Origin of the sequence: Amphritea sp. (genome assembly GCF_048266285.1) — a bacterium.
GTDB lineage: Bacteria > Pseudomonadota > Gammaproteobacteria > Pseudomonadales > Balneatricaceae > Amphritea.
Genome location: NZ_JBLWZV010000020.1, coordinates 17,228 through 43,034, shown reverse-complemented (window position 1 = coordinate 43,034; position 25,807 = coordinate 17,228). Strand labels below are relative to the sequence as shown.

Annotated in this window: 26 protein-coding genes and 1 riboswitch; of the genes, 14 read left to right on the top strand and 12 right to left on the bottom strand. The window is 49.1% G+C overall.

Annotation, left to right across the window (positions count from 1 at the left end; genetic code table 11):
* Positions 1-168 precede the first annotated feature (168 nt).
* From ACN0T0_RS16765 to ACN0T0_RS16725, 9 genes are all read left to right on the top strand, one after another.
* On the top strand, positions 169-1,488 hold the full coding sequence (locus tag ACN0T0_RS16765; RefSeq protein ID WP_417227880.1) for an aspartate kinase: 1,320 nt from the start codon (positions 169-171) through the stop codon (positions 1,486-1,488).
* Between the two features lie 22 nt (positions 1,489-1,510).
* Positions 1,511-2,707, top strand: a complete 1,197-nt coding sequence (locus tag ACN0T0_RS16760) for a glycine C-acetyltransferase (RefSeq protein WP_417227879.1) — start codon at positions 1,511-1,513, stop codon at positions 2,705-2,707.
* Positions 2,704-3,729, top strand: coding sequence for an L-threonine 3-dehydrogenase (tdh, locus tag ACN0T0_RS16755; RefSeq protein WP_417227878.1), 1,026 nt, complete (start codon positions 2,704-2,706; stop codon positions 3,727-3,729). Before ACN0T0_RS16760 ends, tdh begins: the two co-directional genes overlap by 4 nt.
* 237 nt (positions 3,730-3,966) lie before the next feature.
* Positions 3,967-5,214, top strand: a complete 1,248-nt coding sequence (locus ACN0T0_RS16750; RefSeq protein ID WP_215952204.1) for a sarcosine oxidase subunit beta family protein — start codon at positions 3,967-3,969, stop codon at positions 5,212-5,214.
* Positions 5,215-5,228: 14 nt separating this feature from the next.
* A complete protein-coding gene (locus ACN0T0_RS16745; protein ID WP_417227877.1) occupies positions 5,229-5,510 on the top strand; it encodes a sarcosine oxidase subunit delta in 282 nt (93 codons plus the stop codon).
* The gene (locus ACN0T0_RS16740; protein WP_417227876.1) at positions 5,507-8,509 is read left to right on the top strand and encodes a sarcosine oxidase subunit alpha family protein; all 3,003 of its coding nucleotides are present in this window, start codon (positions 5,507-5,509) and stop codon (positions 8,507-8,509) included. The genes ACN0T0_RS16745 and ACN0T0_RS16740 overlap by 4 nt, the downstream gene beginning before the upstream one ends.
* A complete protein-coding gene (locus ACN0T0_RS16735; protein ID WP_417227875.1) occupies positions 8,502-9,089 on the top strand; it encodes a sarcosine oxidase subunit gamma in 588 nt (195 codons plus the stop codon). The genes ACN0T0_RS16740 and ACN0T0_RS16735 overlap by 8 nt, the downstream gene beginning before the upstream one ends.
* Before the next feature lie 64 nt (positions 9,090-9,153).
* On the top strand, positions 9,154-10,173 hold the full coding sequence (locus ACN0T0_RS16730; RefSeq protein WP_417227874.1) for a proline racemase family protein: 1,020 nt from the start codon (positions 9,154-9,156) through the stop codon (positions 10,171-10,173).
* Between the two features lie 133 nt (positions 10,174-10,306).
* Positions 10,307-11,368: a GlxA family transcriptional regulator gene (locus ACN0T0_RS16725; RefSeq protein ID WP_417227873.1), complete on the top strand. Its 1,062-nt coding sequence runs from the start codon at positions 10,307-10,309 to the stop codon at positions 11,366-11,368.
* A 22-nt stretch (positions 11,369-11,390) separates the two neighbouring features.
* Here ACN0T0_RS16725 and ACN0T0_RS16720 read toward each other — a convergent pair whose 3' ends face one another.
* The 11 genes from ACN0T0_RS16720 to ACN0T0_RS16670 form a co-directional block, all read right to left on the bottom strand.
* Entirely contained in the window at positions 11,391-12,671 is a 1,281-nt protein-coding gene (locus ACN0T0_RS16720; RefSeq protein WP_417227872.1) for an amidohydrolase family protein, read from the bottom strand.
* Between the two features lie 137 nt (positions 12,672-12,808).
* Positions 12,809-13,756, bottom strand: coding sequence for an ABC transporter substrate-binding protein (locus tag ACN0T0_RS16715; protein ID WP_417227871.1), 948 nt, complete (start codon positions 13,754-13,756; stop codon positions 12,809-12,811).
* A gap of 67 nt (positions 13,757-13,823) precedes the next feature.
* Complete coding sequence (locus ACN0T0_RS16710) at positions 13,824-14,621, bottom strand: ABC transporter permease (RefSeq protein ID WP_417227870.1); 798 nt, start codon at positions 14,619-14,621, stop codon at positions 13,824-13,826.
* Entirely contained in the window at positions 14,614-15,435 is an 822-nt protein-coding gene (locus ACN0T0_RS16705; RefSeq protein WP_417227869.1) for an ABC transporter ATP-binding protein, read from the bottom strand. The genes ACN0T0_RS16710 and ACN0T0_RS16705 overlap by 8 nt, the downstream gene beginning before the upstream one ends.
* A complete protein-coding gene (gene thiD / locus ACN0T0_RS16700; RefSeq protein WP_417227868.1) occupies positions 15,389-16,240 on the bottom strand; it encodes a bifunctional hydroxymethylpyrimidine kinase/phosphomethylpyrimidine kinase in 852 nt (283 codons plus the stop codon). The genes ACN0T0_RS16705 and thiD overlap by 47 nt, the downstream gene beginning before the upstream one ends.
* A 73-nt stretch (positions 16,241-16,313) precedes the next feature.
* Positions 16,314-16,413, bottom strand: a riboswitch (TPP riboswitch).
* A 532-nt stretch (positions 16,414-16,945) separates the two neighbouring features.
* Positions 16,946-17,212: a hypothetical protein gene (locus ACN0T0_RS16695; protein WP_417227867.1), complete on the bottom strand. Its 267-nt coding sequence runs from the start codon at positions 17,210-17,212 to the stop codon at positions 16,946-16,948.
* Positions 17,213-17,412: 200 nt separating this feature from the next.
* Positions 17,413-17,976, bottom strand: a complete 564-nt coding sequence (locus tag ACN0T0_RS16690) for a DoxX family protein (protein WP_417227866.1) — start codon at positions 17,974-17,976, stop codon at positions 17,413-17,415.
* 9 nt (positions 17,977-17,985) lie between these two features.
* Entirely contained in the window at positions 17,986-18,846 is an 861-nt protein-coding gene (locus ACN0T0_RS16685; protein ID WP_417227865.1) for a DNA-binding domain-containing protein, read from the bottom strand.
* A complete protein-coding gene (locus ACN0T0_RS16680; protein ID WP_417227864.1) occupies positions 18,846-19,772 on the bottom strand; it encodes a DUF692 domain-containing protein in 927 nt (308 codons plus the stop codon). The genes ACN0T0_RS16685 and ACN0T0_RS16680 overlap by 1 nt, the downstream gene beginning before the upstream one ends.
* The gene (locus ACN0T0_RS16675; protein WP_417227863.1) at positions 19,762-20,109 is read right to left on the bottom strand and encodes a DUF2282 domain-containing protein; all 348 of its coding nucleotides are present in this window, start codon (positions 20,107-20,109) and stop codon (positions 19,762-19,764) included. Before ACN0T0_RS16675 ends, ACN0T0_RS16680 begins: the two co-directional genes overlap by 11 nt.
* A 456-nt stretch (positions 20,110-20,565) precedes the next feature.
* Positions 20,566-21,354 carry a helix-turn-helix transcriptional regulator gene (locus tag ACN0T0_RS16670; protein WP_417227862.1) on the bottom strand — a complete coding sequence of 263 codons (789 nt, stop codon included), beginning with the start codon at positions 21,352-21,354 and terminating at the stop codon, positions 20,566-20,568.
* A 132-nt stretch (positions 21,355-21,486) separates the two neighbouring features.
* Between ACN0T0_RS16670 and ACN0T0_RS16665 the strand changes: the two genes are divergently transcribed.
* The 4 genes from ACN0T0_RS16665 to ACN0T0_RS16650 all read left to right on the top strand — a co-directional run bounded on the left by ACN0T0_RS16665 (position 21,487) and on the right by ACN0T0_RS16650 (position 24,454).
* Complete coding sequence (locus ACN0T0_RS16665; RefSeq protein WP_417227861.1) at positions 21,487-22,077, top strand: carboxymuconolactone decarboxylase family protein; 591 nt, start codon at positions 21,487-21,489, stop codon at positions 22,075-22,077.
* 11 nt (positions 22,078-22,088) lie between these two features.
* Positions 22,089-22,424, top strand: a complete 336-nt coding sequence (locus tag ACN0T0_RS16660) for a thioredoxin family protein (RefSeq protein ID WP_417227860.1) — start codon at positions 22,089-22,091, stop codon at positions 22,422-22,424.
* On the top strand, positions 22,417-23,367 hold the full coding sequence (gene trxB / locus ACN0T0_RS16655) for a thioredoxin-disulfide reductase (protein ID WP_417227859.1): 951 nt from the start codon (positions 22,417-22,419) through the stop codon (positions 23,365-23,367). Before ACN0T0_RS16660 ends, trxB begins: the two co-directional genes overlap by 8 nt.
* A gap of 70 nt (positions 23,368-23,437) precedes the next feature.
* Positions 23,438-24,454 (top strand): TRAP transporter substrate-binding protein, encoded by a 1,017-nt coding sequence (locus tag ACN0T0_RS16650; protein ID WP_417227858.1) that lies wholly within the window; start codon positions 23,438-23,440, stop codon positions 24,452-24,454.
* A gap of 91 nt (positions 24,455-24,545) precedes the next feature.
* Here ACN0T0_RS16650 and ACN0T0_RS16645 read toward each other — a convergent pair whose 3' ends face one another.
* The gene (locus ACN0T0_RS16645; RefSeq protein ID WP_417227857.1) at positions 24,546-24,800 is read right to left on the bottom strand and encodes a DUF6552 family protein; all 255 of its coding nucleotides are present in this window, start codon (positions 24,798-24,800) and stop codon (positions 24,546-24,548) included.
* Positions 24,801-24,941: 141 nt separating this feature from the next.
* Between ACN0T0_RS16645 and ACN0T0_RS16640 the strand changes: the two genes are divergently transcribed.
* Entirely contained in the window at positions 24,942-25,802 is an 861-nt protein-coding gene (locus ACN0T0_RS16640; RefSeq protein ID WP_417227856.1) for a LysR substrate-binding domain-containing protein, read from the top strand.
* Positions 25,803-25,807: the final 5 nt, after the last annotated feature.

The following is a 25,807-nucleotide window of genomic DNA, read 5'->3' as shown; positions in this document are numbered from 1 at the left end:
GCTTGAGAACACCCCTTCAGCCGCGAGCATATCGTCGCGGCTGCTTTTTTATTCTAAAAAACGCTATTTTTATTCAATCTTCAAAGTCCCCTGCCCCTTATGTTATACCTATACTTCCTGTCTTCTCGCGGGGCACCGAGAAGAAAAATAATAACCCGGGTGTACATGATGATAGTAATTAAATTTGGTGGCAGCTCAGTTGCCGACCGACAGCAGATAGAGAAAGTAGCCAACATTATCAAAAGCCGTGCTGACCAGCCTCAGATGGTGATTAGTTCGGCCCATAAAGGGGTGACATCACAACTGATCGAAGCAGCGACTCAAGCGGCACAAGGCCATCTTGATATCCCCCTAGCATTGGCTCGACAACAGCAAATTTGCCAATCATTGGGCTGTCCTGATGCCTGCTTAAAAACACTCTATGAAGAACTAACCGCCCTACTACGTGGCATCTCGTTGGTTCGCGAACTGAGTGCCCGCACACTCGATTATGTCGCCAGCTTTGGCGAGCGTATGTCGGTCAGAGTGATTGCTTGGTATCTACGGCAACAGAGGCTTAATGCACTGCCCTTCGATGCTTGGGAATTAGGCTTAATCACCGATTCCAATTTTGGTGCAGCCCGTCCTATCGAGGGTTATCAACAGGCGATTGCCAAACAACGGACCACCTTTGAAAACGTTATTCCCATCGTAACCGGTTTTATCGCTAAGGATCAGCAGGGCAATATCACCACCCTTGGCCGTAATGGTAGTGACCTGAGTGCGACCCTATTTGCTGAGGCGTTAGTCGCCGACAGCTGCGAGATATGGAGTGATACCGACGGTGTCATGAGTGCGGACCCTGGCCTAGTTGCCAATGCCCGTAATATTCCTCAAATGAGCTTTAGAGAGGCCTCCGAACTAGCTCGTTTTGGCAGCCGTATTCTACACCCTGCTTCACTCGAGCCGGTCACTCGCGCAGCCATTCCTCTGCGAGTGATGAACACTAACGCCCCGGAGCATCCCGGCACACTGATTCGCCAAACAACATCGGATCATCGAGATCACATCACCAGCATCGCCTATAAAGAACACCAAACCATTGTCACCATCAATTCTTCGGCGATGTTGCAACATTCAGGCTTTCTCGCGGAAATCTTCACTATACTGGGTCGATACCAGATTGTTGTCGATATGATTTCAACATCAGAAGTGTCGTTATCATTTTCGACGGAAAGTTCTGCTCAACTTAATTTAGCACTGCGGGAGCTAAAAGCGTTCGGCGACTGTGAAGTGGTTAATAACAAAACCATTATCGCGATTGTTGCGCCACAGCCAAACGACTTCATCCGCTATAACGTCGATGTGTTGGCGATCCTACAAGCACAACAGATCGACACCGAGATGCTCAGTCTTGGCTATCGAAGCATCAATCTGATGTTACTGATCGATGATGTGCATATTAGCCAGGCGGTTCAATCCCTGCACAACGCTTTTTTTACCCACTAATAATTAATGAGGAGCAACCTCTGTGAAACAATCATTCTTTGATCACCTTGAAAACGAACTTAAAAACATTGAGCAGCAAGGTCTGTTTAAACGTGAACGGGTGCTCAGCTCGCACCAAAAAGCGGAGGTTAACATCACCACCGGTGAACAGGTGGTCAACATGTGTGCCAATAACTATTTAGGCCTCGCTGATAACCCACAACTACGGGAAACAGCCAAAGAATCGATTGACCAATATGGCTATGGCATGGCATCCGTGCGCTTTATTTGCGGTACTCAAACCATCCATAAACAGTTAGAAAACCGTATTAGCCAGTTTTTGCAAATGGAAGATACCATCCTTTACTCCTCCTGTTTCGACGCTAATACCGGCTTATTCGAAACCCTGTTAGGACCTGAGGATGCGATCATCTCTGATGCCCTCAACCACGCCTCCATTATTGACGGAGTGCGTTTGTGTAAAGCCAAACGTTACCGTTATGCCAATAATGATATGGCCGATCTAGAAGCTCAGCTAATAGCCGCCGATGCGGCGGGTGTGCGCTTTAAGTTGATCGCCACCGATGGTGTCTTCTCCATGGATGGCACCATTGCCAATTTACAGGGCGTATGTGATTTAGCCGAACAATATAATGCACTAGTGATGGTGGATGACTCTCACTCGGTTGGCTTTATGGGGGAAAATGGCCGTGGCACCCATGAGCACTGTAATGTGATGGGACGAGTCGATATTATCACCGGCACATTGGGCAAAGCCCTCGGAGGCGCCTCGGGGGGTTATGTCGCCGCTAAAGCATCGGTCGTTGAGATCCTGCGTCAACGCTCTCGCCCCTACCTGTTCTCAAACACTCTGGCGCCGGTAATTGCCGCGACCTCGGTAAAAGTGCTGGATATGCTGGAAGAATCGGCCGAATCTCGCCTGAAACTGCACCACAACGCGGCCTATTTCCGTGCAGCAATGGGTGAACTTGGGTTTGATTTAGTACCCGGTGAACACCCGATCATTCCGGTAATGCTTGGGGATGCCAAACTGGCGCAAACCATGTCGGCCCGATTATTAGAAGAGGGGGTCTACGCGGTCGGCTTTTTCTACCCTGTCGTGCCTCAAGGTAAAGCCCGTATCAGAACCCAGATATCCGCCGCGCTCGATAAAGAGCATATCGATAAAGCAATCGCGGCCTTTGCCAAGGTCGGACGAGATCTGGGAGTCATCGCATGAAATCACTGGCGAAATTAAAACCCGAAACCGGGCTCTGGTTACGCGATGAACCGAAACCGGTGCCGGGCTATAACGATATTCTTATCAAGATTAATAAGACCGCCATCTGCGGCACCGATATGCATATCTATAACTGGGATAGTTGGGCCCAGTCGACCATTCCCGTACCCATGACTGTTGGCCATGAGTATGTTGGCACCGTGGTTGAGATCGGTGAAGGAGTCTCCGGTTTTAAACGGGGTGATCGGGTCTCCGGTGAGGGTCATATCGTCTGCGGTCATTGCCGTAACTGTCGTGCGGGCAAGCAACATCTCTGCCGCGAAACCGTCGGTGTCGGTGTTAACCGGCCCGGTGCCTTCGCTGAATATCTGGTGATTCCGGCGAGTAACGCGTTCAATTTGCCGGATTCTATCAGTGATGAAATGGCTTCGATTCTCGACCCACTCGGCAATGCCGCCCACACTGCACTGTCTTTCGATTTGGTTGGTGAAGACGTGTTGATTACCGGTGCTGGCCCTATCGGCATTATGGCAGCGGCGATCTGTCGTCATGTCGGTGCCCGGCATGTGGTAATCACCGATGTGAATGACTACCGACTGGAACTGGCCAAGAAAGTGGGCGTTACCCGGGCGGTCAATGTCGCCACCGAAGACCTCAAAAGCGTCATGCAGGAACTCAACATGAGCGAAGGCTTCGATGTAGGCTTGGAGATGTCCGGAGTTGCCTCGGCGTTTCATAGCATGCTCGACTGCATCAATCACGGCGGTAAGATCGCCATGCTCGGCATTCCTGGTGACAATATGGCCATCGATTGGAGTCAGGTGATCTTCAAAGGGTTGATCATTAAAGGGATATACGGCCGTGAAATGTATGAAACCTGGTACAAAATGAGCGCTATGCTACAGAGTGGTCTCGATCTTTCTCCCATTATCACCCACCGTTTCAACATCGATGACTATCAGCAGGGATTCGATGCCATGCTGTCTGGTGCTTCAGGTAAAGTCATTCTCGAATGGACCTAAACGCTCTCACTTAACCTTCATCGGTTTACCTTAATCCGCTTAATCCCCTGCAAGTTAAGGCAAATTCACACCACAATTGATGCAGAAGCCCCGCTTCTGCATTTTTTTACCTGCAATTACCTCTCTGTACAATAAAACGCACTTAGCGTTCAATTTAAACAAGCCATATCTTCTTAAATTGTAATGGCCATCCACTCGAAGGCATCAATAAATATAAACGCTCTATAGGAGTCCATTATGCAGAAGTACTCGTTTTTCAAACTCCTGCAACACAGCCTTAGCCACCATAAAAACTGGCAGGCCGCTTGGCGTAATCCGGCGCCTGCCCGTGAATACGATATCGTTATCGTCGGGGGTGGCGGTCATGGATTAGCCGCTGCTTATTATCTGGCTAAGAAACATGGCGTTAAACGTATCGCAGTCATTGAGAAAGGTTGGCTGGGTGGTGGTAACACCGGCCGCAACACCACGGTTATTCGCTCGAATTATCTACGCGATGATAGTGCCCGCTTGTACGAGCACTCCCTACAGTTGTGGGAAGGCCTCTCGCAAGAGCTTAACTATAACGTGATGTTCAGCCAGCGCGGCTTGCTCAACCTCGCACACTCCCATCATGAGATGTCGACCCTGTTACAACGACACTACGCCATGATTGAGAACGGTATCGAATCCGAAATTCTCAACATGCAGCAATTAAAGAAATGGCTGCCTAATGCCAACCTAACAAGCTCTGCCCGCTATCCCATTACTGGCGCCATTGTGCAGCGCCGTGGCGGAACCGCCCGCCATGATGCTGTTGCTTGGGGTTATGCCCGTGGTGCCGATGCACTGGGCGTCGATATTATTCAGCAATGCGAAGTGCAGGATTTGATCGTCACCAATAATGCGATCAAAGGGGTGGAAACCACCAAAGGCACAATCAAAGCCGATAAAGTACTGCTCTGTGCTGCAGGCCACTCAGGTCACCTCACCAAGATGGCGGGACTGGAATTACCGATGGTCAGCGTACCGTTACAGGCGATGGTCTCTGAGCCCATGAAGCCTTGCATGAACACCATTATTAATGACTCCACCGTGCATGCCTATATTAGTCAATCTGATAAAGGCGAACTGGTTATCGGCGCCTCTAATGACCCATACCTGTCCTATTCGCAACGGGGCAGCTGGCAAGTCAACGAAGAGACTCTACAGGCGATTCTCGAACTCTATCCGGTATTCAGCCGCGTCAAAATGATGCGTCACTGGGCCGGTATCGTCGATATCACCCCAGACCGTAGTCCTCTGATGGGACTAACCGATGTTAAAGGCCTCTATCTCGATGGTGGTTGGGGCACAGGCGGTTTTAAAGCAACACCCGGTGCCGGCGATTTGATGGCTGATACCGTCGCCAATGATAAAGCCCATCCGCTAGTGAAACCATTTGGACTGGATCGTTTTACATCCGGCCGACTGGTTGATGAAGGCGCGGCGTCCGGCGTGCACTAACAGAGGGAAAAACCATGCTATTGATTAATTGCCCCTTCTGCGGGGCCCGCGAAGAACATGAATTTCATTACGGTGGGCAGGCCCATATTACCCGCCCGGCAGATCCAGAACAGGTGGATGATAAAGCCTGGGCTGATTATCTATATTACCGCAAAAACACTCTGGGCCTGCAGGCCGAGCGTTGGCAGCACAGCTTTGGCTGTGGCCAGTGGTTTAACGCATTACGCTGCAGCCAGACCCATCAATTTAAGGCCGTGTATAAAATGGGCGATGACGCTCCGGAGGGTCTGCAATGAGCCATGCCAAAAACCGTCTCACTCAAGGTGGATTGATCGACCGGCAACAGACGATCAACTTCAGCTTTAATGATAAGCCCTATACCGGTGTCGCCGGTGATACCCTCGCCTCGGCGTTGATGGCTAATGGTGTCGATCTGATCGGCCGGAGTTTTAAGCTGCATCGCCCAAGAGGCATTATGTCCGCCGGTGTTGAAGAGTGTAGCGCCTATGTTCAAGTGGGTAACGGTGCGCGACACACCACCAACGTCAATGCGACCCAAATTGAGATCTATGAAGGTCTCAACAGCCGCAGCATTCATTGCTGGCCGAGTGTCGAACATGACGTTGGCGCGATGGTCGGGGCATTTTCACGCCTATTACCCAGCGGCTTTTATTATAAAACCTTTATGTGGCCGGCTAAGTTCTGGAACATCTATGAGCATGCTATTCGCGGCTCTGCGGGGCTAGGTAAGGCACCTGAAGTCGAGGATGCCGATACCTATGAATATCGCTATGATCACTTCGACCTCGTCATCGTTGGTTCCGGCCCAGCCGGTCTCATGGCAGCACGTCAGGCGGCACCGAGTGGCGCCCGTATTTTGCTGGTCGAGCAGGATTTTAAATTTGGCGGCAGCCTATTAGCGGATACCGCTAAAATCGATGGGCAAGCACCGCTGCAGTGGGTCGAGCAAAGCCTCGCCGAACTGCAACAATTTGCCAACGTCACCCTATTGCCGCGCACCACGCTGACAGGCTATTACGATGGTAACTTTTTAACCGCCCTCGAACGGGTCACTGATCATCTGGCGGAAAACGTCCGCCGTCGAGGCATTGCCCGTGAACGGCTGTGGAAAATCAGAGCCAAGCAGGTCATCTTGGCCACCGGCTCAATCGAAAGACCGTTAGTCTTTGGTAATAACGATCGTCCAGGTGTGATGTTAGCCTCTGGTGCCCGTAGCTATATCAATCGCTTTGGCGTTAAACCGGGGCAAAAAGCGGTTCTGTTTACCAATAATGATACGGCCTATCAGACGGCCATTGAATTACAGCAAAAAGGCGTTACTGTTGCCGCTATTGTAGATGTTCGCCAAGCGCCACCGGAAACGCTACGCCAACAAGTAAGCAACCACAATATCCCGCTAATAAGCGGCTCGGTTGTACACAATGTGTTGGGTAAGAAGCGCGTCACCGCGGTTGAAGTAGGCGGCCTTAGCGCGCAAAACACACTCACCTCTGAACAACAGCAGATTCAGTGCGACCTGGTTATCCAATCCGGTGGCTGGACACCAACGGTACACTTGTTTTCACAGGCCGGTGGTAAACTGCTATATGATGAAGCACAGCTTTGCCTGCGACCCGATCCCGCCTCCATTCCTCAGCAGCTTCAGTCGGTGGGTGCCTGCAATGGCCACTTCAGTCTGATAGATGCCTTACGTGAAGGCGCTGAAGCCGCTCATCAGGCGCTGCTCGCGGCCGGTTTCCAAAGCTCTCAGGCTAACTGGCCAGAGGCCGAGGAGTCGCCATCTTGCACACCACAAGCCTTATGGCGAGTGCCGGTGCGCAAACAGGGCACCAAACGCTTTGTCGATCTGCATAATGATGTTTCCAGCAGCGATGTAGAACTGGCTAACCGTGAAGGCTATCGATCCGTTGAGCACCTGAAGCGCTATACCGCAACCGGTATGGGCCCTGATCAAGGACGAACATCCAACATCAATGCGCTCGCCATTCTGGCCGAAGAACAGAGCAGCACCATTCCGGCCGTTGGCACAACCCGCTTCCGTCCGCCTTACACTCCGCTTTCGTTTGGCGCTGTTGCTGGCCGTCAGGTTGGGGAGTTTTTCCAAGTTCGACGCAAGACATCCCTGTATGAAACCCATCAACAAGCAGGGGCGGTTTTTGAACCGGCAGGACTCTGGTTGCGTCCCGATTATTACCCACTCGCGGGCGAAAACCGCGAACAAGCCGTACTGCGCGAATGCCGTGCCGTGCGTCAAGGGGTTGGTATCTTTGATGGCTCATCCTTAGGCAAACTGGATATTCAGGGCCCTGATTCACTGAAGCTTCTTAATATGCTCTATGCCAACGGCTGGAACACCCTCAAACCGGGGGCTTGCCGCTACGGCGTGATGTTAAAAGAGGACGGTTTTATCTTTGATGATGGGGTCACCGCCTGTCTGGGTGAAAACCACTATCACATGACCACCACTACCGGTAATGCCGAAACCGTTTATAGCTGGGTAGAAGAGTGGCTGCAGTGTGAATGGAGTGATTGGGATGTTTATGTCACGCCAGTAACCACACAATGGGCTGCCGTGTCGATTGCCGGTCCAAATGCACGTGAACTCCTGCAACAGGTGGGCACGGATATTGACCTCTCCACCGAAGCCTTTGCGCATATGCAATTTAGGGAAGGCACCGTTGCCGAGATACCGGCGAGAGTGTTCCGCATCAGTTTCACCGGCGAGCATAGCTATGAAATTAATGTGCCTTCAAGCTATGCGCCAGCTCTGTGGAATGCGTTGATCAAAGCCGGTGCGAATCTAGGTATTCAACCCTTCGGCTTGGAAGCGATCCATCGACTGCGGGCAGAAAAAGGCTATATCGCGGTTGGCCTAGAAACCGATGGCACGGTCACGCCCTTCGATCTTGGCATGGGCTGGGCGGTCGGTAAGAAAAAAGCTGACTTCCTCGGCAAACGGGCACTGAGCCTACCGGAGCTAACCCGTTCTGGCCGACGTCAACTGGTTGGCTTGCTGACCGATGAACCTGCTTATGTGATCCCCGAAGGGGCTCAAATCCGTCTTGAATCTGCCGGGCAAACACGCTCGCAAGGTCATGTGTCGTCAAGCTATATGAGTGCAACCCTCGGTCGCTCAATGGCCATGGCGCTGCTGGAAAACGGCCTCGAACGGTTGGGCGAAAAAGTCACCCTGCATATTGATGGTAAAACCGTGACCGCTCAGGTCACCAAGCCACTGTTTTATGACGAAGATGGAGGACTACTCAATGCTTAATATCGCCTCTAAGAGCATGCAAGCCCAGCGCATTGGGCCTATTCCAACCCGCTTGCTACAGCAAAGTAGCAATCTGAAGACGTTGAAACTATCGGATCAAAGCTTCCGGGGTAAATTTATTCTTTGGGGCAATCCAGAGGATAGCCACTTCACCGACGCCGTCTTTACCGCAACGGGATTAACACTGCCGCAGCAAAGCGGAGAGGTTACTCAAGCGGGTGCCTTTCGCGCTATCTGGGCGAATCCGCAACGCTGGTATCTGATCTGTGAAGAGCAAGAGGAAGCGACACTGGCGAATAAACTGGCACAAAGTGGTCAGGTTTATATGTCGGTGACCGATGGGCAATGTTGCTTTCACCTTCAGGGCCAAGCCAGTGTCGATCTGCTAAAAAAAGGCTGCAGTCTTAATTTTAGTGAAACGACCTTCCCACCGGAACAATGCTTACAAACCCGCCTAGCCATCACCAAGGTGTTCTTGCATCGACACAGTGTCGATAGTTTCGACATCTATGTCGAACGCAGCTATAGCGAGTATATCTGGAGCTGGCTGCTCGACGCCGCGAAGGAATATAACCACTAGCATCGTACAGCAGCAACGGGGGTCGGCCAGACTACTGGCCGACACTCTCAGCAGAGGTAATATCATGCAATGGAATAAAAAAATTTCGGTGCTGGGCGTACATGCCGAGGGAGAGATTGGCCGAGTGATTACGGCTGGCGTACTGGATATTCCCGGGCGCAGCATGATGGACAAAATGAACTATATCAATACGGTCGATGACTCCATCCGCCGCTTCGCACTCTTTGAACCCCGCGGTTTTTCTCAGATGACCGTGAATCTGTTATTGCCCGCCACCCAACCGGAAGCCGATGTTGGCTTTATCCCGATGCAACCCGATTGTGCCCATGCCTTATCGGGCTCCAACAGTATGTGCGTCACCACCGCCCTGCTCGAAACCGGCATGATACCGATGCAGGAGCCACACACCGAAGTGGTACTGGATACCCCAGCAGGCTTAGTCACCGCCACGGCACATTGCGAAAACGGCAAGTGTAAAAGCGTTTCATTGACCATGGTGCCCAGTTTTGTCGAAGCCCTCGATCAGCAGATCGAGGTTGAAGGCCTCGGGAAACTAACCGTTGATATCGCTTATGGTGGTTGCTACTTTGCCCTCGTCGATGCCAATGCCCTGGGCTTAAAACTACGCCCATCCGAGGCCCGCACCTTGGTAGAACTGGGCACCCGTATAAAGCAGGCGGCGGCCGCACAAATTAGCGTCCAACACCCACTCTACCCCTCCTTGAATAAGATTGAATATGCCATTTTTACCGGAAACTATGAGGGCGAGTTGCGCAGTACCAATATTATCTACCCCGGTAGAGTGGATCGATCCCCCTGCGGAGCCGGCAGCTCCGCCCGCTTAGCAGTGATGTATGCCCGTCATCAGATCGCAATGAATGAGCCGGTGAAGATAAAATCCACGATTGATGGGCGCTTTATCTGCGAAGTCGTCGCCGAGACCACCGTCGGCGATAAACAGGCCATTATTCCGCGTATTGAGGGCCGGGCTTGGATCTACTCGATGGAAGAGTATGGCGTTGACCCATCCGATCCCTTCCCGCTGGGATATACACTGTCAGATACCTGGGGGCCTGAAATCTAATCATCAAAAACAACGAGTTACAATACCGCTGGGGCAGCATTGCTGCCTTATTTAACTGAGAGTCACATAACGGGTTTGAGCCTACTGATCGATACGCTATAGTCAATTAACGATATTAATCAGGCTTGCTGTTATGACTGACGCAGATGAAACTCTCCCGCCCATCGATATGTTAATTAACACTCAGGAGCCTAACTTGCGTGTCGCCTTTGTACTAAGCCCTTTTTTCAGCATGCTCTCTTTTTCGGCCTTCGTCGATGTATTGCGTTTGGCCGGTGATACCGCTGACCGCAGCCAAATGAACCTCTGTCATTGGACCGTGGTGTCCAACAACAATGATAATATCTGTGCCAGCTCGGGGATTGAAATAGCCCCCAAAAAGCTGATCACGGAGGTTAGTTATGATGACTTCGATTACATCGTAGTTGTCGGCGGTATTCTGCGCGGAAGCTATATATTACCTGACGCCTTAGGCGAATTTATCCAGCGAGGTGCAGAACATGGCTTACCAATTGTGGGCATCTGCACCGGTAGTTTTATCATGGCAGAACTCGGCTTGCTGGAGGGCTATCGCTGCAGCATTCACTTTCAGCACTTTAATGAATTTACCGAAAAATATTCGGCCCCACTGCCCTTATCAGACCAAACCTATACCGTCGATCGCGACCGTTTTACCTCCATAGGCGGCGCCGCCCCCGCCTATTTAGCCGCCGAGTTAGTGAAAAAACATTGCGGCCCTTTGCTGGCCCGCAAAGCACTCAAGCTGGTTATTTTGGATTACGGCAACGACGAGCAAAGTAAAACCCATATAGGTAATCAGTTTGCCGATATTGTCTTGCAAGTGAATGATGTTCGCGTTCGCCGCGCGGTCGCCATGATGGAAAAAACCATCGCTGAACCGTTGGAAATTAGAGAAATTGCTCAACAGCTGAATGTCACCATGAGGCAATTGAATAAAGCCTTTATGGACTCACTCAATGTTACCCCCTCCGACTTCTATCGCGATATGCGTATCCGACATGCCGAATGGCTACTTACCAATAGCGCCCGCTCCATCACCCTAATCTCCCAAGAATGTGGCTTCGCCGACAGCGCCCACCTGACCCGCTGGTTTAAACGTAAATACAATGAATCACCGAAGCATTACCGACATCGTCGAGAAGAGGCGATTCACCTGCAAAAAGACAGCGAATAACGCGGCCGCTCAGGGCTTAAGTTCAGATGAGACCGGTGGAAAAGCTAACCGCCTGTTGCTGACCGCCCAACATAATAGAACGTTGTTGCTCTGGAGTGGTGGCGATCACTTTCCCCCTACGAATCACATATAAACGCGCTGGCTTCAACTGCAACGCCTCAATCGGGCTGCGAGCCTGTAGAATCACCAAGTCAGCATAGCAACCGGGTTCTAGCCCATAGCCTTCTAGCCCCAGCACTTTTGCACCATTGACCGTAACCGCATCATAGGCCTGCTGCATCCCCTTTAGACTCGTCATCTGAGCCACATGCAAACCCATGCTCGCCACCTCTAACATATCGTGTGTGCCCATGCTGTACCAAGGGTCCATGACGCAATCATGGCCAAAGGCAACATTGATACCCGCATTCATTAATTCGGGGACCCGTGTCATGCCCCGTCGTTTGGGGTAACTATCATGGCGGGCTTGCAGAGTAATATTGATTAATGGATTAGCAACCGCATGAATGCCAGCTTCACACATCAGTGGCAGCAGCTTACTGACATAGTAATTATCCATAGAATGCATCGAGGTCAAATGGGAACCTGTCACCCGACCGTTCAACCCCAAGCGTTGCGTTTCATAGGTCAGTGTCTCGATATGGCGCGATTGAGGATCATCGCTTTCGTCGCAATGCATATCAACCCGTAGGCCCCGAGCGGCGGCGATCTCACATAATTCGCGTATCGAGGCGGCCCCCTCACTCATGGTCCGTTCAAAATGGGGAATGCCTCCCACCACATCAATCCCTTTATCCAGTGCCCGTAACAGGTTTTCCCGAGCACGTCCGTAGCGTAGAAATCCATCCTGAGGAAACGCTACCAACTGTAGATCGAGATATGGCTGCATCTCTTCGCGCACCTCAAGCAGCGCCTCCACAGCGAGCAAACGATCGTCGCATATATCCACATGGCTACGAATACACAGGGTACCTTGCGAAATAGACCAACGGCACATCGCTAATGCCCGCTGCTTAATCGACTCCACCGTCAGCTGAGGCTTTAGCTCGCCCCATAAGGCGATCCCCTCAAGCAGGGTGCCGCTCTGATTTAAGCGTGGCTGACCAAGGCTGAGGGCCGAATCTAGATGAAAATGGCTATCCACAAAGGGCGGTGACGCCAGATATCCCTGTCCATCAATCTCCGAGACAGCGGCCGCTTCAATCCCCTTGGCAAGTTGAACAATTTTGCCCTCTTTAATGGCAATATCAACACCCTTGCGACCATCGGGCAAATTCACATTGCGCACCAATAGATCTAACATGCCTCACTCCTCGATAGCTGATGATATAAAGATAGGCCAATCAAATCGTCACGTGCGTCTCGCCCCAGTGTCAGAAACGCCGTTAACTCTACACTCTTGTGCGCATCCGCCGCGACGACGGATACTCAGGGCCTGTATTACAGCGTAGGAACATAATCCTGTGCTTTCGGTAACGTCTTGATGATCTTCTGTTCATACATAAATTCAGCATAATCATCATAGCGTTGCAGGTCGACCGCCGAAGGACGCAGAGCAAAACGGTTAAGAGTATCGCGCCAAGCCCGCTTGTTCAGTTCATTGTTCAAAGTATCCGGCGCGTAAGCGACAAACTCTTCCCAAGCCGCTTGCGGATGGTTCGTAATATAAATTGTCGCCTGCTCGATCGCTTTATTAAAACCACGGATGGCGTCTTTATCATAGATATCGGCATTCGCAACAAAGATCAATTCGTCATACACCGGCACGCCATGCTCTTCGGGAAAAAAGGCTTTCGCTTTGAAACCTTCTAGGGCTAATTGATTGGTTTCAAAGTTACGTAACCCACCCCAAATAGCATCGACCTTACCCGATGCCAGTGACGCTGATAGCGCCCAACCAACATTGATAATATCAACATCAGCATAGTTCACACCGACGGTATCGAGCATGGTGCCGATACTGGCTTCTTCGGTGCCGGCGATCGCGATACCAATTTTCTTTCCCTTTAGATCTGCTAGATCATTAATCTTACCGTTATCTAGCACCATCAGCATATTCAACGGTGTTGCAATCAAGGTGGCCGAGCGAATCAATGGCAAACCCGCAGCGACATCAATCGTCAGATTAGGCTGATAGCTAATCGCTAAATCAACCTTATTAGCGGCCACCAGCTTAGGTGGCATATTCGGATCAGCAGGCTCTTGAATCTCGACCTCAAGACCTTGATCGGCAAAATAGCCCCGCTGCTTAGCAATAACGATAGGACCATGATTCGGGTTTACAAACCAATCCAGCATTAGGCTAAGGTTTTTCGTTTCTGCCTGAGTCGTCGCCGACAGCAACGTTGCCACCATTGCCAGTGCGGCCAAAAAAATACGCTTTTTCATGAAATTTCCTTTAATATTGCGATTGTTCGACATACATCGAATCGATACATTCATAACGACCTAGGGATTAGATTTCCCAGGGAATTAGTTTTTTCAGCAGCCGGTCGGCGACAAAATAAAGCACGATAGACAGCACGGATAATATAAACAGCGCGGCAAACATTTCATCTATCATCATGCGCGCATTGGCCTGCAACATGAGATAGCCCAAGCCCGCGCTGGACCCCACCCACTCACCCGCGACAGCCCCAATCGGCGCGATCACCACCGCCACACGAATGCCCGAAGCCAGTGCAGGTAACGCCGCTGGAAGTTGAATACGGCGTAACATTTGCCACCTTGACGCCCCCATGGTTTTGGCCAAATCCAGATAGCCTACCGGAGTATTGCGTAAACCGTCATAACAACAGATGGTAATCGGGAAAAAAATAATCAGCGCCGCCATAACGATTTTTGAGGCGATACCATAACCCAGCCATAACATCAGTACCGGCGCGATGGCGAAGACAGGGATCGCCTGACTGGCAATCAAAAGGGGCAGTAACCAGTGTTTAACCGGTTTAAACAGCAACATTTGTAACGCAAACAGCAACCCCATAGTTAAGCCAAATAACAATCCCAATAAGATCTCTTGCGCGGTCACCCAGCTATGCTGCAACAAGATCGCATATCTTTCGATCAGCCGTGCAAACACGTCAGCGGGGCTAGGAAGAATAAATGAAGGCATCTCAAACAAGACCACCACCGCTTGCCATAGCCCAATCATCACTGCTGCACTGATAAGTATGCGCATCAACGGATGGGGGATGCGTTCTTTGTTTTTTAGCTGACGGGATAAAGCGTTGGCCTGAATGAGATCATTCATAATCATGCTCCAGACGCGCCATAATGGTTTGCTGCAACTGTGCACACTCAGCCCCAAAATCGCGCGGTGTCGCCGAATCGGGCACCGTTAGGGATTCGGCAAAAGCAGGCCGACCTTGCATGATATAGAGCCGATCAGCCAAGCGAATCGCTTCCTGTGGGTCATGGGTAATCAATACCACGGTTTTATCTTGCAGCAACTGATGGGCTAGGTTTTGTAATCGATAGCGGGTGACTGCATCCAACGCCGAAAAAGGTTCATCCATCAACACAATGGGCTTGTCTTGCATCAGCGTCCGCGCCAATGCTACCCGTTGGCGCATCCCCCCCGAGAGCCGCTGCGGTAAATAGTCTGATTGGTCCGCCAAGCCTACTTGTTGCAATAACCCCTGCGCTTTCGCCCGCTGTACATCAATGGCGCTTGGCTGAGAATCTGTACCAAATTGAGTGCTTAACAGGACGTTATCTAATACCGATAACCACGGCATTAAGAGATCTTGTTGTGCCATATAGGCAATATGATCTTTCAGGTCACACTGTGGTTGTGTGCTTAACTCGCCGCGCCAATCCGCTTTATCATCAAGCAGGTTGGCTAGATACCGCAGTAATGAACTCTTACCACAACCGCTACGGCCCAAAATACAGGTCCAAGCTCGGCTAGGCACATCAATATTCAATCCGGTTAAGATAGCGTCGTCACTGTCGTGGTAACGCAGATAGCCGCCCGAGATAGTGATACTAACCGCTTGGTTATTAGCCGCTAGTCGATTAGCGGACATCCGCATGGCCACTGAAGAAATGATTGACTGGACCATGCCCCTTGCCTATCGCTAATTCGTCAGCATGGGCAATCGCCTGAGAGATATACTGTTTACCCAACCGTACCGCCTCTAATAGTTCACGGCCCTGAGCTAAATAGGAAGCAATAGCCGACGACAGGGTACAACCGGTACCATGGGTGTTGCGTGTATTAATTCGCTTAGCCGCAAAGTGGTGTACCTGCTCTGACAAAATCAGCAGATCATTACTGTTTTCGTCCTGCTCTAGGTGGCCACCTTTGAGTAACACAGCGGTTGCGCCCAACTGACGAAGGCCAGCGATCATGGTCGCCATGCTATCTTCATTGTCGGGCACCTCACAGTCAATTAGAGCAGCCCCTTCGGGTAAGTTTGGTGTAATAAGATCGGCTAGAGGAAGCAATTCTGATTTCAACGTGTTGATCGCTGAAGTTTGTAATAATAAGTCACCGCTAGTAGCGACCATAACCGGGTCGACCACTAAGAATGCTGGCTGATACTGTTTTATTTTGGCGGCAACGATCTTGATGATGTCACAATCAGCCAACATCCCCACCTTAACGGCAACGACATTCAGATCGGTAAACACGGCATCTAGCTGCTTTTCAACATGTTCCAGCGGTATCGGAAAAATAGCGGACACGCCCAAGGTATTTTGGGCGGTAATGGCGGTGATCACAGAACAGGCATAACTGCCCGTCGCGGAGATCGCCTTAATATCGGCTTGAATACCCGCACCGCCACCGCTATCGGAGCCTGCAATCGTTAATACGATAGGTGTGGAAGAGCCTTGCATCGGCCGCGTAGCTGTAATATTTGACATAAAAGCTCCTAACACCAGGGTCTAGGAACTTTATCGAGCTGAAGATTTACGACTTAAGGGGATCAAATCATACCAAGCTAGATTTATAGTTCCCTACGCCAGTGTTAACTGAATCAGGTTCAACGGGTCTCGAAACATGCAATCTCAGCCTAACGGCCCCCCGACTATATGGGTGAATAATAACAAGTTTGATTGAAAGCGCAATCTAACCCTTATATTTGCCTATTCAGGTTTGATTTTCATCCCATCAAACAGGCTTTTTTAGCCATTTAAGTATTCATTATGCGAAACAAAGCAATACATAGTTAAGATCGGTTAACCTCTTGGTTTTCTATTTATCGCCATAATTATATAGAGAATAAAAAACTAAAAACCGTCCAGATATACCGCTTAAAAATAATCGTGACTAACTTTCATTATCCAACTTAATAAAAAAGAAAGCATCGATTAAAAATTCATAAAAATAATATAACCTAATACACAGCCCAGCAGACATTTAACCGTTCAACTTATCCACAGCTAACAAGGGTCAACCCATGTCATCAATAAAATAGCATTTTATCTTTGTCACCTAAGACTTAACAAACGACAACCTAGGTTATCGCAAGTTCAGCTGGGTCATAAAATCGTACTCATAAAGATAAAAACATTCGAGCTTATACAAAAATTATACAAAATACGGAAAAAGCTCGGTTAACGCTTCGACTATCGTTTGTTTTTTTGATAACGCGCCATATCTTTCACTAATCCACCAAAATCATAACCGAGGGTCGCTGCTTCATTAAGAACAGATCCCACTTTTGGTAGCTCTACCGTCACGCCTGATCTTGCCAGCTTGCGTGAAAGATATTCCTGCCGCTTCTTTTGTTTTTGTCTACCTAAGTCGGGGATTTTAGCCAGAATATTATCGAGTTGTTCACAGGTTAAATCAGTTAAGCAGTCTTCCAAAGAGACCATTTGATCTATCTTCATTCATTATCCTTACATCATTGCAATAATCTCAGTACAGCCTAATAGATGTGACGCATTTTTTCACCTATTGAATGTCCCAAAACAAGGAATCACCCATATCTCTAGGGTATATTGCGTCCGGCACTCGGTTTAGCCGCTATGATAGCCAACTAAACCGTTATTATAGAGCCTAGTTGAAGAGCAACCAAGCCCGCTTAAGATCAATGGCTAGCGTCATGATGAACTGACGTTGGCTTTGCGTCCAAGCCAAGCAAGCGATCGATCGAGAGGATGCCTGGGCCCCGTGCAACAATCACTAATAAGGAGATCGCCCACCAAGATGCAGGGTTGATCCAATGATCCCAGGTCGGAAACACCGCCAGTTGAATGAACATCGTCATACCAATTAGCCCTAACGCAGCAAAACGTGAAAACAAACCGATAATCAATAATATGGGTAACAGTACTTCAGCAATACCGGCAAATACCGCCAGCAGCTCAATCATTTTTACTACAAATGAGCCTTCAACATAATCGAGTGTCTCAGGGTTACACAACTGCAAAGCCCCTGGCCTCACCGGATCAGGACAGAAAAATTCATACATAAACAGGTCATACTTATCAACATTAAACTGCAGGAAGCCATCCCACTTACTCAAGCCCGAATCGAGAAAAACCTTCGCCACCATAAAACGAAGAAAAAATAGAGCTAAGGGTTCTAAAAACCGAGATAGCTGTAAACCCATTTGCACATATAACGCGCGAAACTTCTCTATCATCTTCATATTAATGTCCTAATGTTTATAATTATATTTCGTCAAATCAATATCTAATATTTCATTCTGCAGGCAGGCAGAAAAAACATCGCTCACATCAAACTCAGGATCTAAGGCCAATGCGGCAGCAAACGCTTTATCGAGTACACCGTCATCCTGTAATGCTCGCATCAATGCCACTTCAGGGGCTGACAGTAAGCGCGCTTGAACCGCATCGTTGAGTCGCCAAAACATCACAGTATCAACATCTATAGTGCTATCCGCCTGCGCCAACTCAGACAAATTCATATGCCCTTCTGGAGACAACACCAGTGGCTCGACATCAGGACTATTCGTTTTAAAGCCAATCCATTGATTCAAGGTGCCGGCATTAACCCGCAGCAGGTCAACACTGGCATTTAATGTCACCTGCACTTGAGTAAAATCCTCACCATGCTCAACCAACCAAGTGATTTTTTCGGCGGTTAGGGTCTGCGTCGCATCAGCACTCATCAAACTCGTAAGCCAGGCATAATCTAAGCGTGCCAAATCAACTAGACTCGCGGGCAAGAGCATTGGCCCTCCTTGCTCTTCTAATACCGCCAATAGATCTCTTATAAAATAAGGAAAGTATTCTCCATAACCGACCAATGTGCCGATCTCCGGTGGATAGTGATCCACATACAGACTGGCAAGCTTGTTAAAAGATTCTCGCCCTAGGCTTTTTTCGCACACCGGAAAATTCGCGGCTAGTGCGTCTATACAGCCTTTATAAAAACCATTCCGATAAACCGCTAACCGTTTTATCTGCGTTGCATCAACGCAATAGTCATTCATCCCGCGTGTATCACCGGTACGCAGGTAGTCTGTAAAAGCATCAATATAAGGGCTAAGTGCCATTACCGAGTCTCCCCTAGAGAAACGTTAGCTGAGGCAGCTTCATGGCGGCATTGATCTAAGTAACCTTGTGCTTGCTGACGTTCATTCATTAATTCAGCAAACGGCGGTAGATTAGCATCTCGTTCCACCAGCACAGGTCGGTGACCAAACAGTGTTAGCGCATACTGTAACAGCTCCCATACCGGCAAATCGACGGGTGAGGCATGGCTATCGATTAATAACGCTTGGCCTAACTCGGGATCAGGATCATGACCAGCTATATGAATTTCGCCCACCAACTCAGCGGGGATCTGTGATAAATACTGTGCGGCATCAATACCGGTATTCTTGCTGCTGAGATACAGGTTATTAATGTCGATTAATAGTCCGCAACCACTACGCTGCGCCGCCTCAACTAAAAACTGAGGCTCATCCATCTCACTAGTAAAATCCAAATAGTTACTCGGATTTTCAATTAAAATACGCCGTCCAATACCGGATTGAAAACGATCCACACCATCCACCAATGACTGCAGTGCATCCTGTGTTCGAGGCAGGGGCATCAAATCGGCAAAATATGCGCCGCCAGAACGGGACCAAACGGCATGTTCGGATATCAGGGTTGGCTCGAACTCATCAATTAACGCTTTAACCTGTTTAATATGCTCAGGCATGGATTGATGGTCATAACCGAGTGAGCCGCCCACACCGTGAAAACTAAGCTCGTAACGTTCACGGATTGAGCGCAAATAATGTCGCCGTGGACCGCCTGCTACAAAGTAGTTCTCCGTATGCACCTCAAACCAAAGGCGATTGCCCTGCGGGGCATCATCAGCCACCGGCAAGGCTAAAATATCATCCAGATGGTCGGCCTTTAAACCCAGGCCGGCACCGAGATGCGCCCCTGCTGTCAAAGACGGCAGAGGCCGATATTTATTAACCTTCAAGAGAACCTGTTCCATTTGGAGTGATAATCGATTCGCAAGTGCCTTTAGGCGCATAGGTCCAAGAGTTCGCTTGGAAATCTTGAGTTGAAGTACCTTCACAGCTAGTACCCGCACCGGCAGCGCAGTCATTCTCACCGGCTAACGCAATGCCAAAGCATTTATCTTTACGGCCACTAATTTTATCGCCCGCTAACCAACCATTCACTTTCGCCTGAACTTCAGCAGATGCTGTTTCAGAGACTTTAAGTTGGCTATTAGGACCGGCAACAGCACCTGCGCTAAGCAGTGCAGTTGATGCGCCAAGAAGTAGTGCTGTCGCTAAGCTTGCCTTATTCATTTTTATTACTCCACGTTAAATCGATAATATTGCTTTCGTTATTTTTACATTTAATCTTTGAGTTAAACGTATTCAAGCACAGGCTATTTCAGTATGTAGATAACTCTAATATCAGGTTATCCATCGGCTAACTTAATTAATCGCTAGCCCAACACCGAATCGATATAAGCAAACGATTTACATCAGCGCCGCTTCATCTCTACTTGATGTCTCACACTTTAATGATTAAAACTGAAACTAAACTGAAAGCAGTAAAAATAAAAAAGCACGGAGCAATCTGTGCCAAACAGATCCCCTTCTGGCGCCTTACTCACCGGCTTACCCGGTCATGGCATCGACAACAGCAAAAGCATGAGCCCGCCGTTAAGCACGCTATCAGAAACCGACAACTAAAGCCGTTAATATGACGTTGAACTCGCTGAAGAACAGGGCTAAACAAGCCCAATCATGACCGATTTAAGCAGTTGTTAAACATAGAGAAAATAGTTCATTCTGGCTGGTGATACTAAGGCGAGCATAGGCCCGTTTACGATACGTTTGGACACTCTGCATCTTTATATCGAGGTCCAGTGCAATGCCTTCAGAACTCATGCCTAACAGAATGCGAGAACAGACCTCTTTCTCTCGCTTGGTCAGGCTCGCATCGATGGTTTCAAGCCTTTCAATCAAGGTGTAAATCTGCGCGCCCCGTGTCATAAAGCTCGATAAAGAGCCACTCAAACGTGTGTGCCTAACCACCAACGCCGACAATACCTTACTCAAAGCTTGAATCAAGGATACTTCCTCTGCCGTAAAGCCTTTTTCAGTCCGGAATAGATTCAAACAATAAAGCCCGTTATCGGCCCTGGTTAATATAGAAAGCCGATCAACTATGCCCATTCGCTCATACCAAAGCTTTCGATAATCAAGATCTTGAATATCTTTTGGCTGTAACCGACGCACTAAGGTTTGATAATCCTCATTAAAATGATCGAAAAAATCTTTATTGGGATCTAAGCGGTAATAAATAGACAGATAGAGTTGTTGCATCGTTTTGGTGATATTCACCTGCTGATCACTGGCCGAAAACACATAGGTCACCCGGTTATTTTCCTCTAGATGAACAAGAGATAGGTGATTCACCGTCACAAACTGATTCAATTTATCGAGAAGCTTAGCGGGGAATCCCGCACTGCCAAGCGCGATGATGGTCTCAGCAACGGAGTCTACCCACGCTGAATCTGCTACTTCATTTAAAACCGACATCTGGCCTCACTGGTTTTATTTAACATCTTAATTATTTGTCCCTGTTTAGAGGGACAGACAGCTTTGCGAGCCATCCCTAATATAACCTCAAACAGTATCACTCAAGCAGAAGAACAGACAAGAGGAACAATGATGGCTCACCTAAGACCTTTAGAAAACAGCGAAGTAGATCAAGAATTACGCGAGATGTTTGAGCACTATGAAAACACCCGTGGCTTCTGCCCGAATAGTGTAAAAACAATGGCCCGCCGCCCCAACATATCGAAAGTGTTCGGCCAGTTAAATCAAGTCATTCTATATGAAGGAAGCGTACCTAAAGAACTCAAAATGCTGGTCGCACTGGCATCCAGCCTCGCCTCAGGTTGCCGCTACTGCCAGTCACATATGAGCAACTTATCCAGCATCTACAAAGCGCCAGACGAGAAAATCGCTGCCATCTGGGAGTTTGAAACCAGTGAGCTATTCACTGACGCAGAACGCGCAGCCATCACCATCGGTATTAAGGGTGGCACGCTACCAAATGAAGTCTCGTCAGAAGATTTTGATGCCCTGAAAAAATATTTTGATGAAAGCCAAATTGTTGAAATTGTGGCGACCGTTGCGCTATTTGGATATCTCAATCGTTGGAACGACACGATGGCAACTGAGTTGGAGGAGCTACCGACCCAAGTAACTGAACGTGCGGTCGGCCACAAAGGTTGGGATGCTGGCAAACACGTATAAGAGGACCTCGAATGGATATTTTAGATGTAACTGATGACACTTTTGAGACGTTCATCAACTCGGCAACTAAGCCTGTGTTAGTGGATGTCTGGGCACCTTGGTGCGGGCCCTGCAAAATGGTAGGGCCCGCCATAAAACGACTATTAGGGAAGCAGCCCGAGCGTTTCCAAATAGGTATGGCCAATATGGAAGTATTTGAACTCACTGCCGCCCAATACGAGATTAAAACAACACCAACCCTGATTCTTTTCTGGCACGGACAAGAAATTGCTCGACGCAGCGGAGCCCTCATGGAAAGTCAGATTAGCCAGTGGCTTGATCAACATGTGGATAACGGCCATGACTGAGAGTACACATGCTTCGTTGATTATTCTTGGATCAGGCCCAGCCGGTTATACCGCGGCGATTTATGCGGCACGGGCAGGCCTAAATCCGGTGATCATTACCGGCACGGCTATCGGCGGGCAATTAACCGGCACCACGGATGTGGACAACTGGCCGGGTGATGTTGACGGCGTTCAGGGGCCTGAATTGATGACCCGAATGCAACAACATGCGGAACGCTTTGAGACAGAGATCATATACGATCATATTGTCTCAGCCGACGTATCTCGCCGCCCTTTTAGCTTAATTGGCGATAGCGGTGTGCGTTATTCCGCCGATGCATTGATTATCGCGACTGGTGCATCGGCACAGTACTTAGGTCTGCCATCTGAAGCTGAATATATGAACAAAGGTGTCAGTGGTTGCGCAACCTGCGATGGCTTCTTCTACAAAGGCCAAAAAGTCGCTGTGATTGGTGGTGGTAATACGGCCGTTGAAGAGGCGCTTTATTTAGCCAATATTGCCAGTCACGTCACCTTAATTCATCGCCGCGATGAGTTAAAGGCGGAGAAAATACTCCAGGAAAAGCTCGCCGCTAAAGCAGCAACCGGCAATATCGATATCCTTTGGCACCATCAATTAGAAGAGGTGTTGGGCGATGGTCAAACCGTAAGCCATTTACGCTTGAAAGACCGCTTTAATCATCAAGAAAAAATCATTGATGTTGACGGGGTTTTTATTGCCATCGGCCATCAGCCAAACACAACCCTATTTGAACAACAGCTTGATATGAAGAATGGCTACCTCACGGTAAACGCAGGGCTAGAAGGCAATACAACCCAGACCAGTATTAACGGGGTCTTTGCGGCAGGCGATGTCGCTGATCATATTTATCGACAAGCAATTACTTCAGCAAGCATGGGCTGCATGGCGGCGCTGGACGCTGAACGTTTTTTAAGTCGTTAAATTTTGAGCTCCCGTTCTACCGCGACCTTCGCGCTATTCAACAACAATAATAATTTTAGGTATAAATACGATGTTATCGACAATAACTAAGCGTTGCGTCTTCTCATTAACACTTATCACCTCAATGTCTGCGACCGCTGAAACCGTGATGAAGTTTGCCAGTTGGGCACCACCATCTCATGTACAAAACAGCGTCGTTATCCCAACGTGGGGGAAGTGGGTAGAGGAAGCCACAGAGGGCCGTGTCAGGGTAGAGATTGAATATGGACTCGGCCATCCAAAAACGATCTTTGAGCTCGTCGAAGACGGCGTAGCCGATGCCGGATGGAGTTATCATGGCTATGTCCCAGGCCGCTTCAAACTCACCCAAATGGTTGAATTACCGTTACTCGGAGCCAACGCCGAAGCAGCGTCAGTCGCACACTGGCGCATACATAATAAATACTTAGCCCAAGCCAACGAACATGAAGGACTGGAAGTGATTGGGCTGTTTACTCACGGTCCCGGGCAAATACACAGCGCTCACCCAATTAATTCACTCGCTGACTTGCAAGGACAGAAAATCCGCATCGGTGGTGGTATTCAGGGAGAGATCGGTCATCGCCTTGGTATCACCGCGGTGGGCGCCCCGGCAACAAAAGTATATGAAATGATGCAACAGGGGGTCATTGATGGCGTGTTTATGTCGACGGATGTGCAAAAATCATTGCGTTTAAAAGAGGTCGCCCCCTATCTCACCTTACTCCCGGGAGGTATGTACCTAGGAAGCTTTGGTATGTTCATGAATCCCGACTTTCTCGCATCCCTATCCACCGAAGATCAACAAGCAATACTCAGTGTATCGGGTGAAAAACTCTCAGCGATGGCGGGCAGAGCCTGGGATCAAAGTGATACAGATGGATTAAATGCGGCTCAAACCTATGGTGTTAAGATTACCGAAATCACCACCCATGATGCTATCTATCAAGAATTTGAGCAGGTGATTAAGGGGATGGATCAGGCATTTATCGACATGGCAAAGGAGCAAGGTGTGGACGCTAAATCCGCCTTAAATGAACTTCGGCAAATTGCCCGTTCATATGAATAATCATTAACCAGCCTTTGCTAAAAAAGTCCACAGATCGATATATAAAGGTCTGTGGACGCTTTTCCTAGCCTATCTCCTCGGCTAGCCCCTCTTAAAACGACTGTAGCATCCCGACCAACATCGCTCCCAGTGCGATCACATGAATCAACATAATCGCCCTATCATTCCACAGTACACCGACGATAAACCAACCCACTAAGCCCACTAAAAACAGATAGATATTCATAGGCGTGTAACCAAAAGCTGTTGCCGAATAGCCCAGTATCTGTATCACCGAAGCAGCCCATTTAAGCCAAAAAGCGGTTCTGTCTCGATGCCAAAAACGGTTGGTTGCGATCATCTGCATATTGGTATTCCTCATCATATTAAGTGCATCACAGGCCATGTCGATGACTATAAAATCCACAGCGGACATTGACTAATCATATAAGCTGTCATAAGAATGTAGAAAATCTACATCCTCATCAGCAGATGGACATGATCACCGATGCAGATCAATCTAAATACTCTGAGAATATTTGATGCGGCAGCCCGCCACCTAAATTTCAGGCTGGCCGCTGCAGAACTATGCCTAACCCAAGGAGCGGTTGCCCAAAGAATTAGAAAGCTAGAACAGGATATCGGTATTAAATTATTTGCCCGACACGCTCGGGGAGTGACATTCACACCTAAAGGGGAGGCCTATCACCAATCGATCAGACAAGCGCTGAGCCTGATTAACAAGGCGACGGATGAATTGACTGGGCAGCGGCAACGGCTCGCCATAAGCGCTCCACCGTCGGTTGTCACTAAATGGCTGATGCCTCGGGTGGCTGCTTTTAGCCAACGCTATCCCGATATCAATGTCTCTATCGCCGCCAGCGAAGATCTTACCAATTTCTCAATGGAGGATGTCGACCTCGCAATCCGCTTAGGCTCTCCCCCTAGCGAGCCTAAACTCAACCATCAGCAGCTCTCAGGCATGGTTCTATATGCGGTATGTGCGCCACAACGATTGTCGAGAGAGGAACAGCCTGTCGATCTGGCGGACTTTGCCGATCATCGTCTAATAGAGGACAGTCATCACTCCTGGTCTCGCCTACTCGGTCATACCCCTAGGCAGGTATTAACCTTGAGCCACTCCTATCTTGCCATTGATGCCGCCGTTAACGGCCAGGGAATAGCACTCGTGCCCGGGTTCTTATTAGAGGAGGAGTTAGCACTACAAAAACTAACAGTGCTGAGAAAGATCGAAGGTAAAGACCAGGAAGGGTTACATATCGTCTGGCCGGCGTCTGAAGAGAATCACAATAGCTATCGGGGTGTCCTTATCGATTGGCTAAATAATCACGGCACATCACTCACATAACCTAT

Coding starts and splice junctions, on each gene's coding strand:
- ACN0T0_RS16685 (WP_417227865.1), bottom strand. CDS start 18,846: ATGGCACTTAGCCCTTATATTGATGCTTTTACAGACTACCTGCGTACC.
- ACN0T0_RS16705 (WP_417227869.1), bottom strand. CDS start 15,435: ATGGTCCAGTCAATCATTTCTTCAGTGGCCATGCGGATGTCCGCTAAT.
- ACN0T0_RS16690 (WP_417227866.1), bottom strand. CDS start 17,976: ATGAAGATGATAGAGAAGTTTCGCGCGTTATATGTGCAAATGGGTTTA.
- ACN0T0_RS16710 (WP_417227870.1), bottom strand. CDS start 14,621: ATGAATGATCTCATTCAGGCCAACGCTTTATCCCGTCAGCTAAAAAAC.
- ACN0T0_RS16695 (WP_417227867.1), bottom strand. CDS start 17,212: ATGAAGATAGATCAAATGGTCTCTTTGGAAGACTGCTTAACTGATTTA.
- ACN0T0_RS16670 (WP_417227862.1), bottom strand. CDS start 21,354: ATGTCGGTTTTAAATGAAGTAGCAGATTCAGCGTGGGTAGACTCCGTT.
- tdh (WP_417227878.1), top strand. CDS start 2,704: ATGAAATCACTGGCGAAATTAAAACCCGAAACCGGGCTCTGGTTACGC.
- thiD (WP_417227868.1), bottom strand. CDS start 16,240: ATGTCAAATATTACAGCTACGCGGCCGATGCAAGGCTCTTCCACACCT.
- ACN0T0_RS16660 (WP_417227860.1), top strand. CDS start 22,089: ATGGATATTTTAGATGTAACTGATGACACTTTTGAGACGTTCATCAAC.
- ACN0T0_RS16650 (WP_417227858.1), top strand. CDS start 23,438: ATGTTATCGACAATAACTAAGCGTTGCGTCTTCTCATTAACACTTATC.
- ACN0T0_RS16740 (WP_417227876.1), top strand. CDS start 5,507: ATGAGCCATGCCAAAAACCGTCTCACTCAAGGTGGATTGATCGACCGG.
- ACN0T0_RS16640 (WP_417227856.1), top strand. CDS start 24,942: ATGCAGATCAATCTAAATACTCTGAGAATATTTGATGCGGCAGCCCGC.
- ACN0T0_RS16750 (WP_215952204.1), top strand. CDS start 3,967: ATGCAGAAGTACTCGTTTTTCAAACTCCTGCAACACAGCCTTAGCCAC.
- ACN0T0_RS16715 (WP_417227871.1), bottom strand. CDS start 13,756: ATGAAAAAGCGTATTTTTTTGGCCGCACTGGCAATGGTGGCAACGTTG.
- ACN0T0_RS16645 (WP_417227857.1), bottom strand. CDS start 24,800: ATGCAGATGATCGCAACCAACCGTTTTTGGCATCGAGACAGAACCGCT.
- ACN0T0_RS16720 (WP_417227872.1), bottom strand. CDS start 12,671: ATGTTAGATCTATTGGTGCGCAATGTGAATTTGCCCGATGGTCGCAAG.
- ACN0T0_RS16765 (WP_417227880.1), top strand. CDS start 169: ATGATAGTAATTAAATTTGGTGGCAGCTCAGTTGCCGACCGACAGCAG.
- ACN0T0_RS16745 (WP_417227877.1), top strand. CDS start 5,229: ATGCTATTGATTAATTGCCCCTTCTGCGGGGCCCGCGAAGAACATGAA.
- ACN0T0_RS16675 (WP_417227863.1), bottom strand. CDS start 20,109: ATGAATAAGGCAAGCTTAGCGACAGCACTACTTCTTGGCGCATCAACT.
- ACN0T0_RS16725 (WP_417227873.1), top strand. CDS start 10,307: ATGACTGACGCAGATGAAACTCTCCCGCCCATCGATATGTTAATTAAC.
- trxB (WP_417227859.1), top strand. CDS start 22,417: ATGACTGAGAGTACACATGCTTCGTTGATTATTCTTGGATCAGGCCCA.
- ACN0T0_RS16735 (WP_417227875.1), top strand. CDS start 8,502: ATGCTTAATATCGCCTCTAAGAGCATGCAAGCCCAGCGCATTGGGCCT.
- ACN0T0_RS16665 (WP_417227861.1), top strand. CDS start 21,487: ATGGCTCACCTAAGACCTTTAGAAAACAGCGAAGTAGATCAAGAATTA.
- ACN0T0_RS16730 (WP_417227874.1), top strand. CDS start 9,154: ATGCAATGGAATAAAAAAATTTCGGTGCTGGGCGTACATGCCGAGGGA.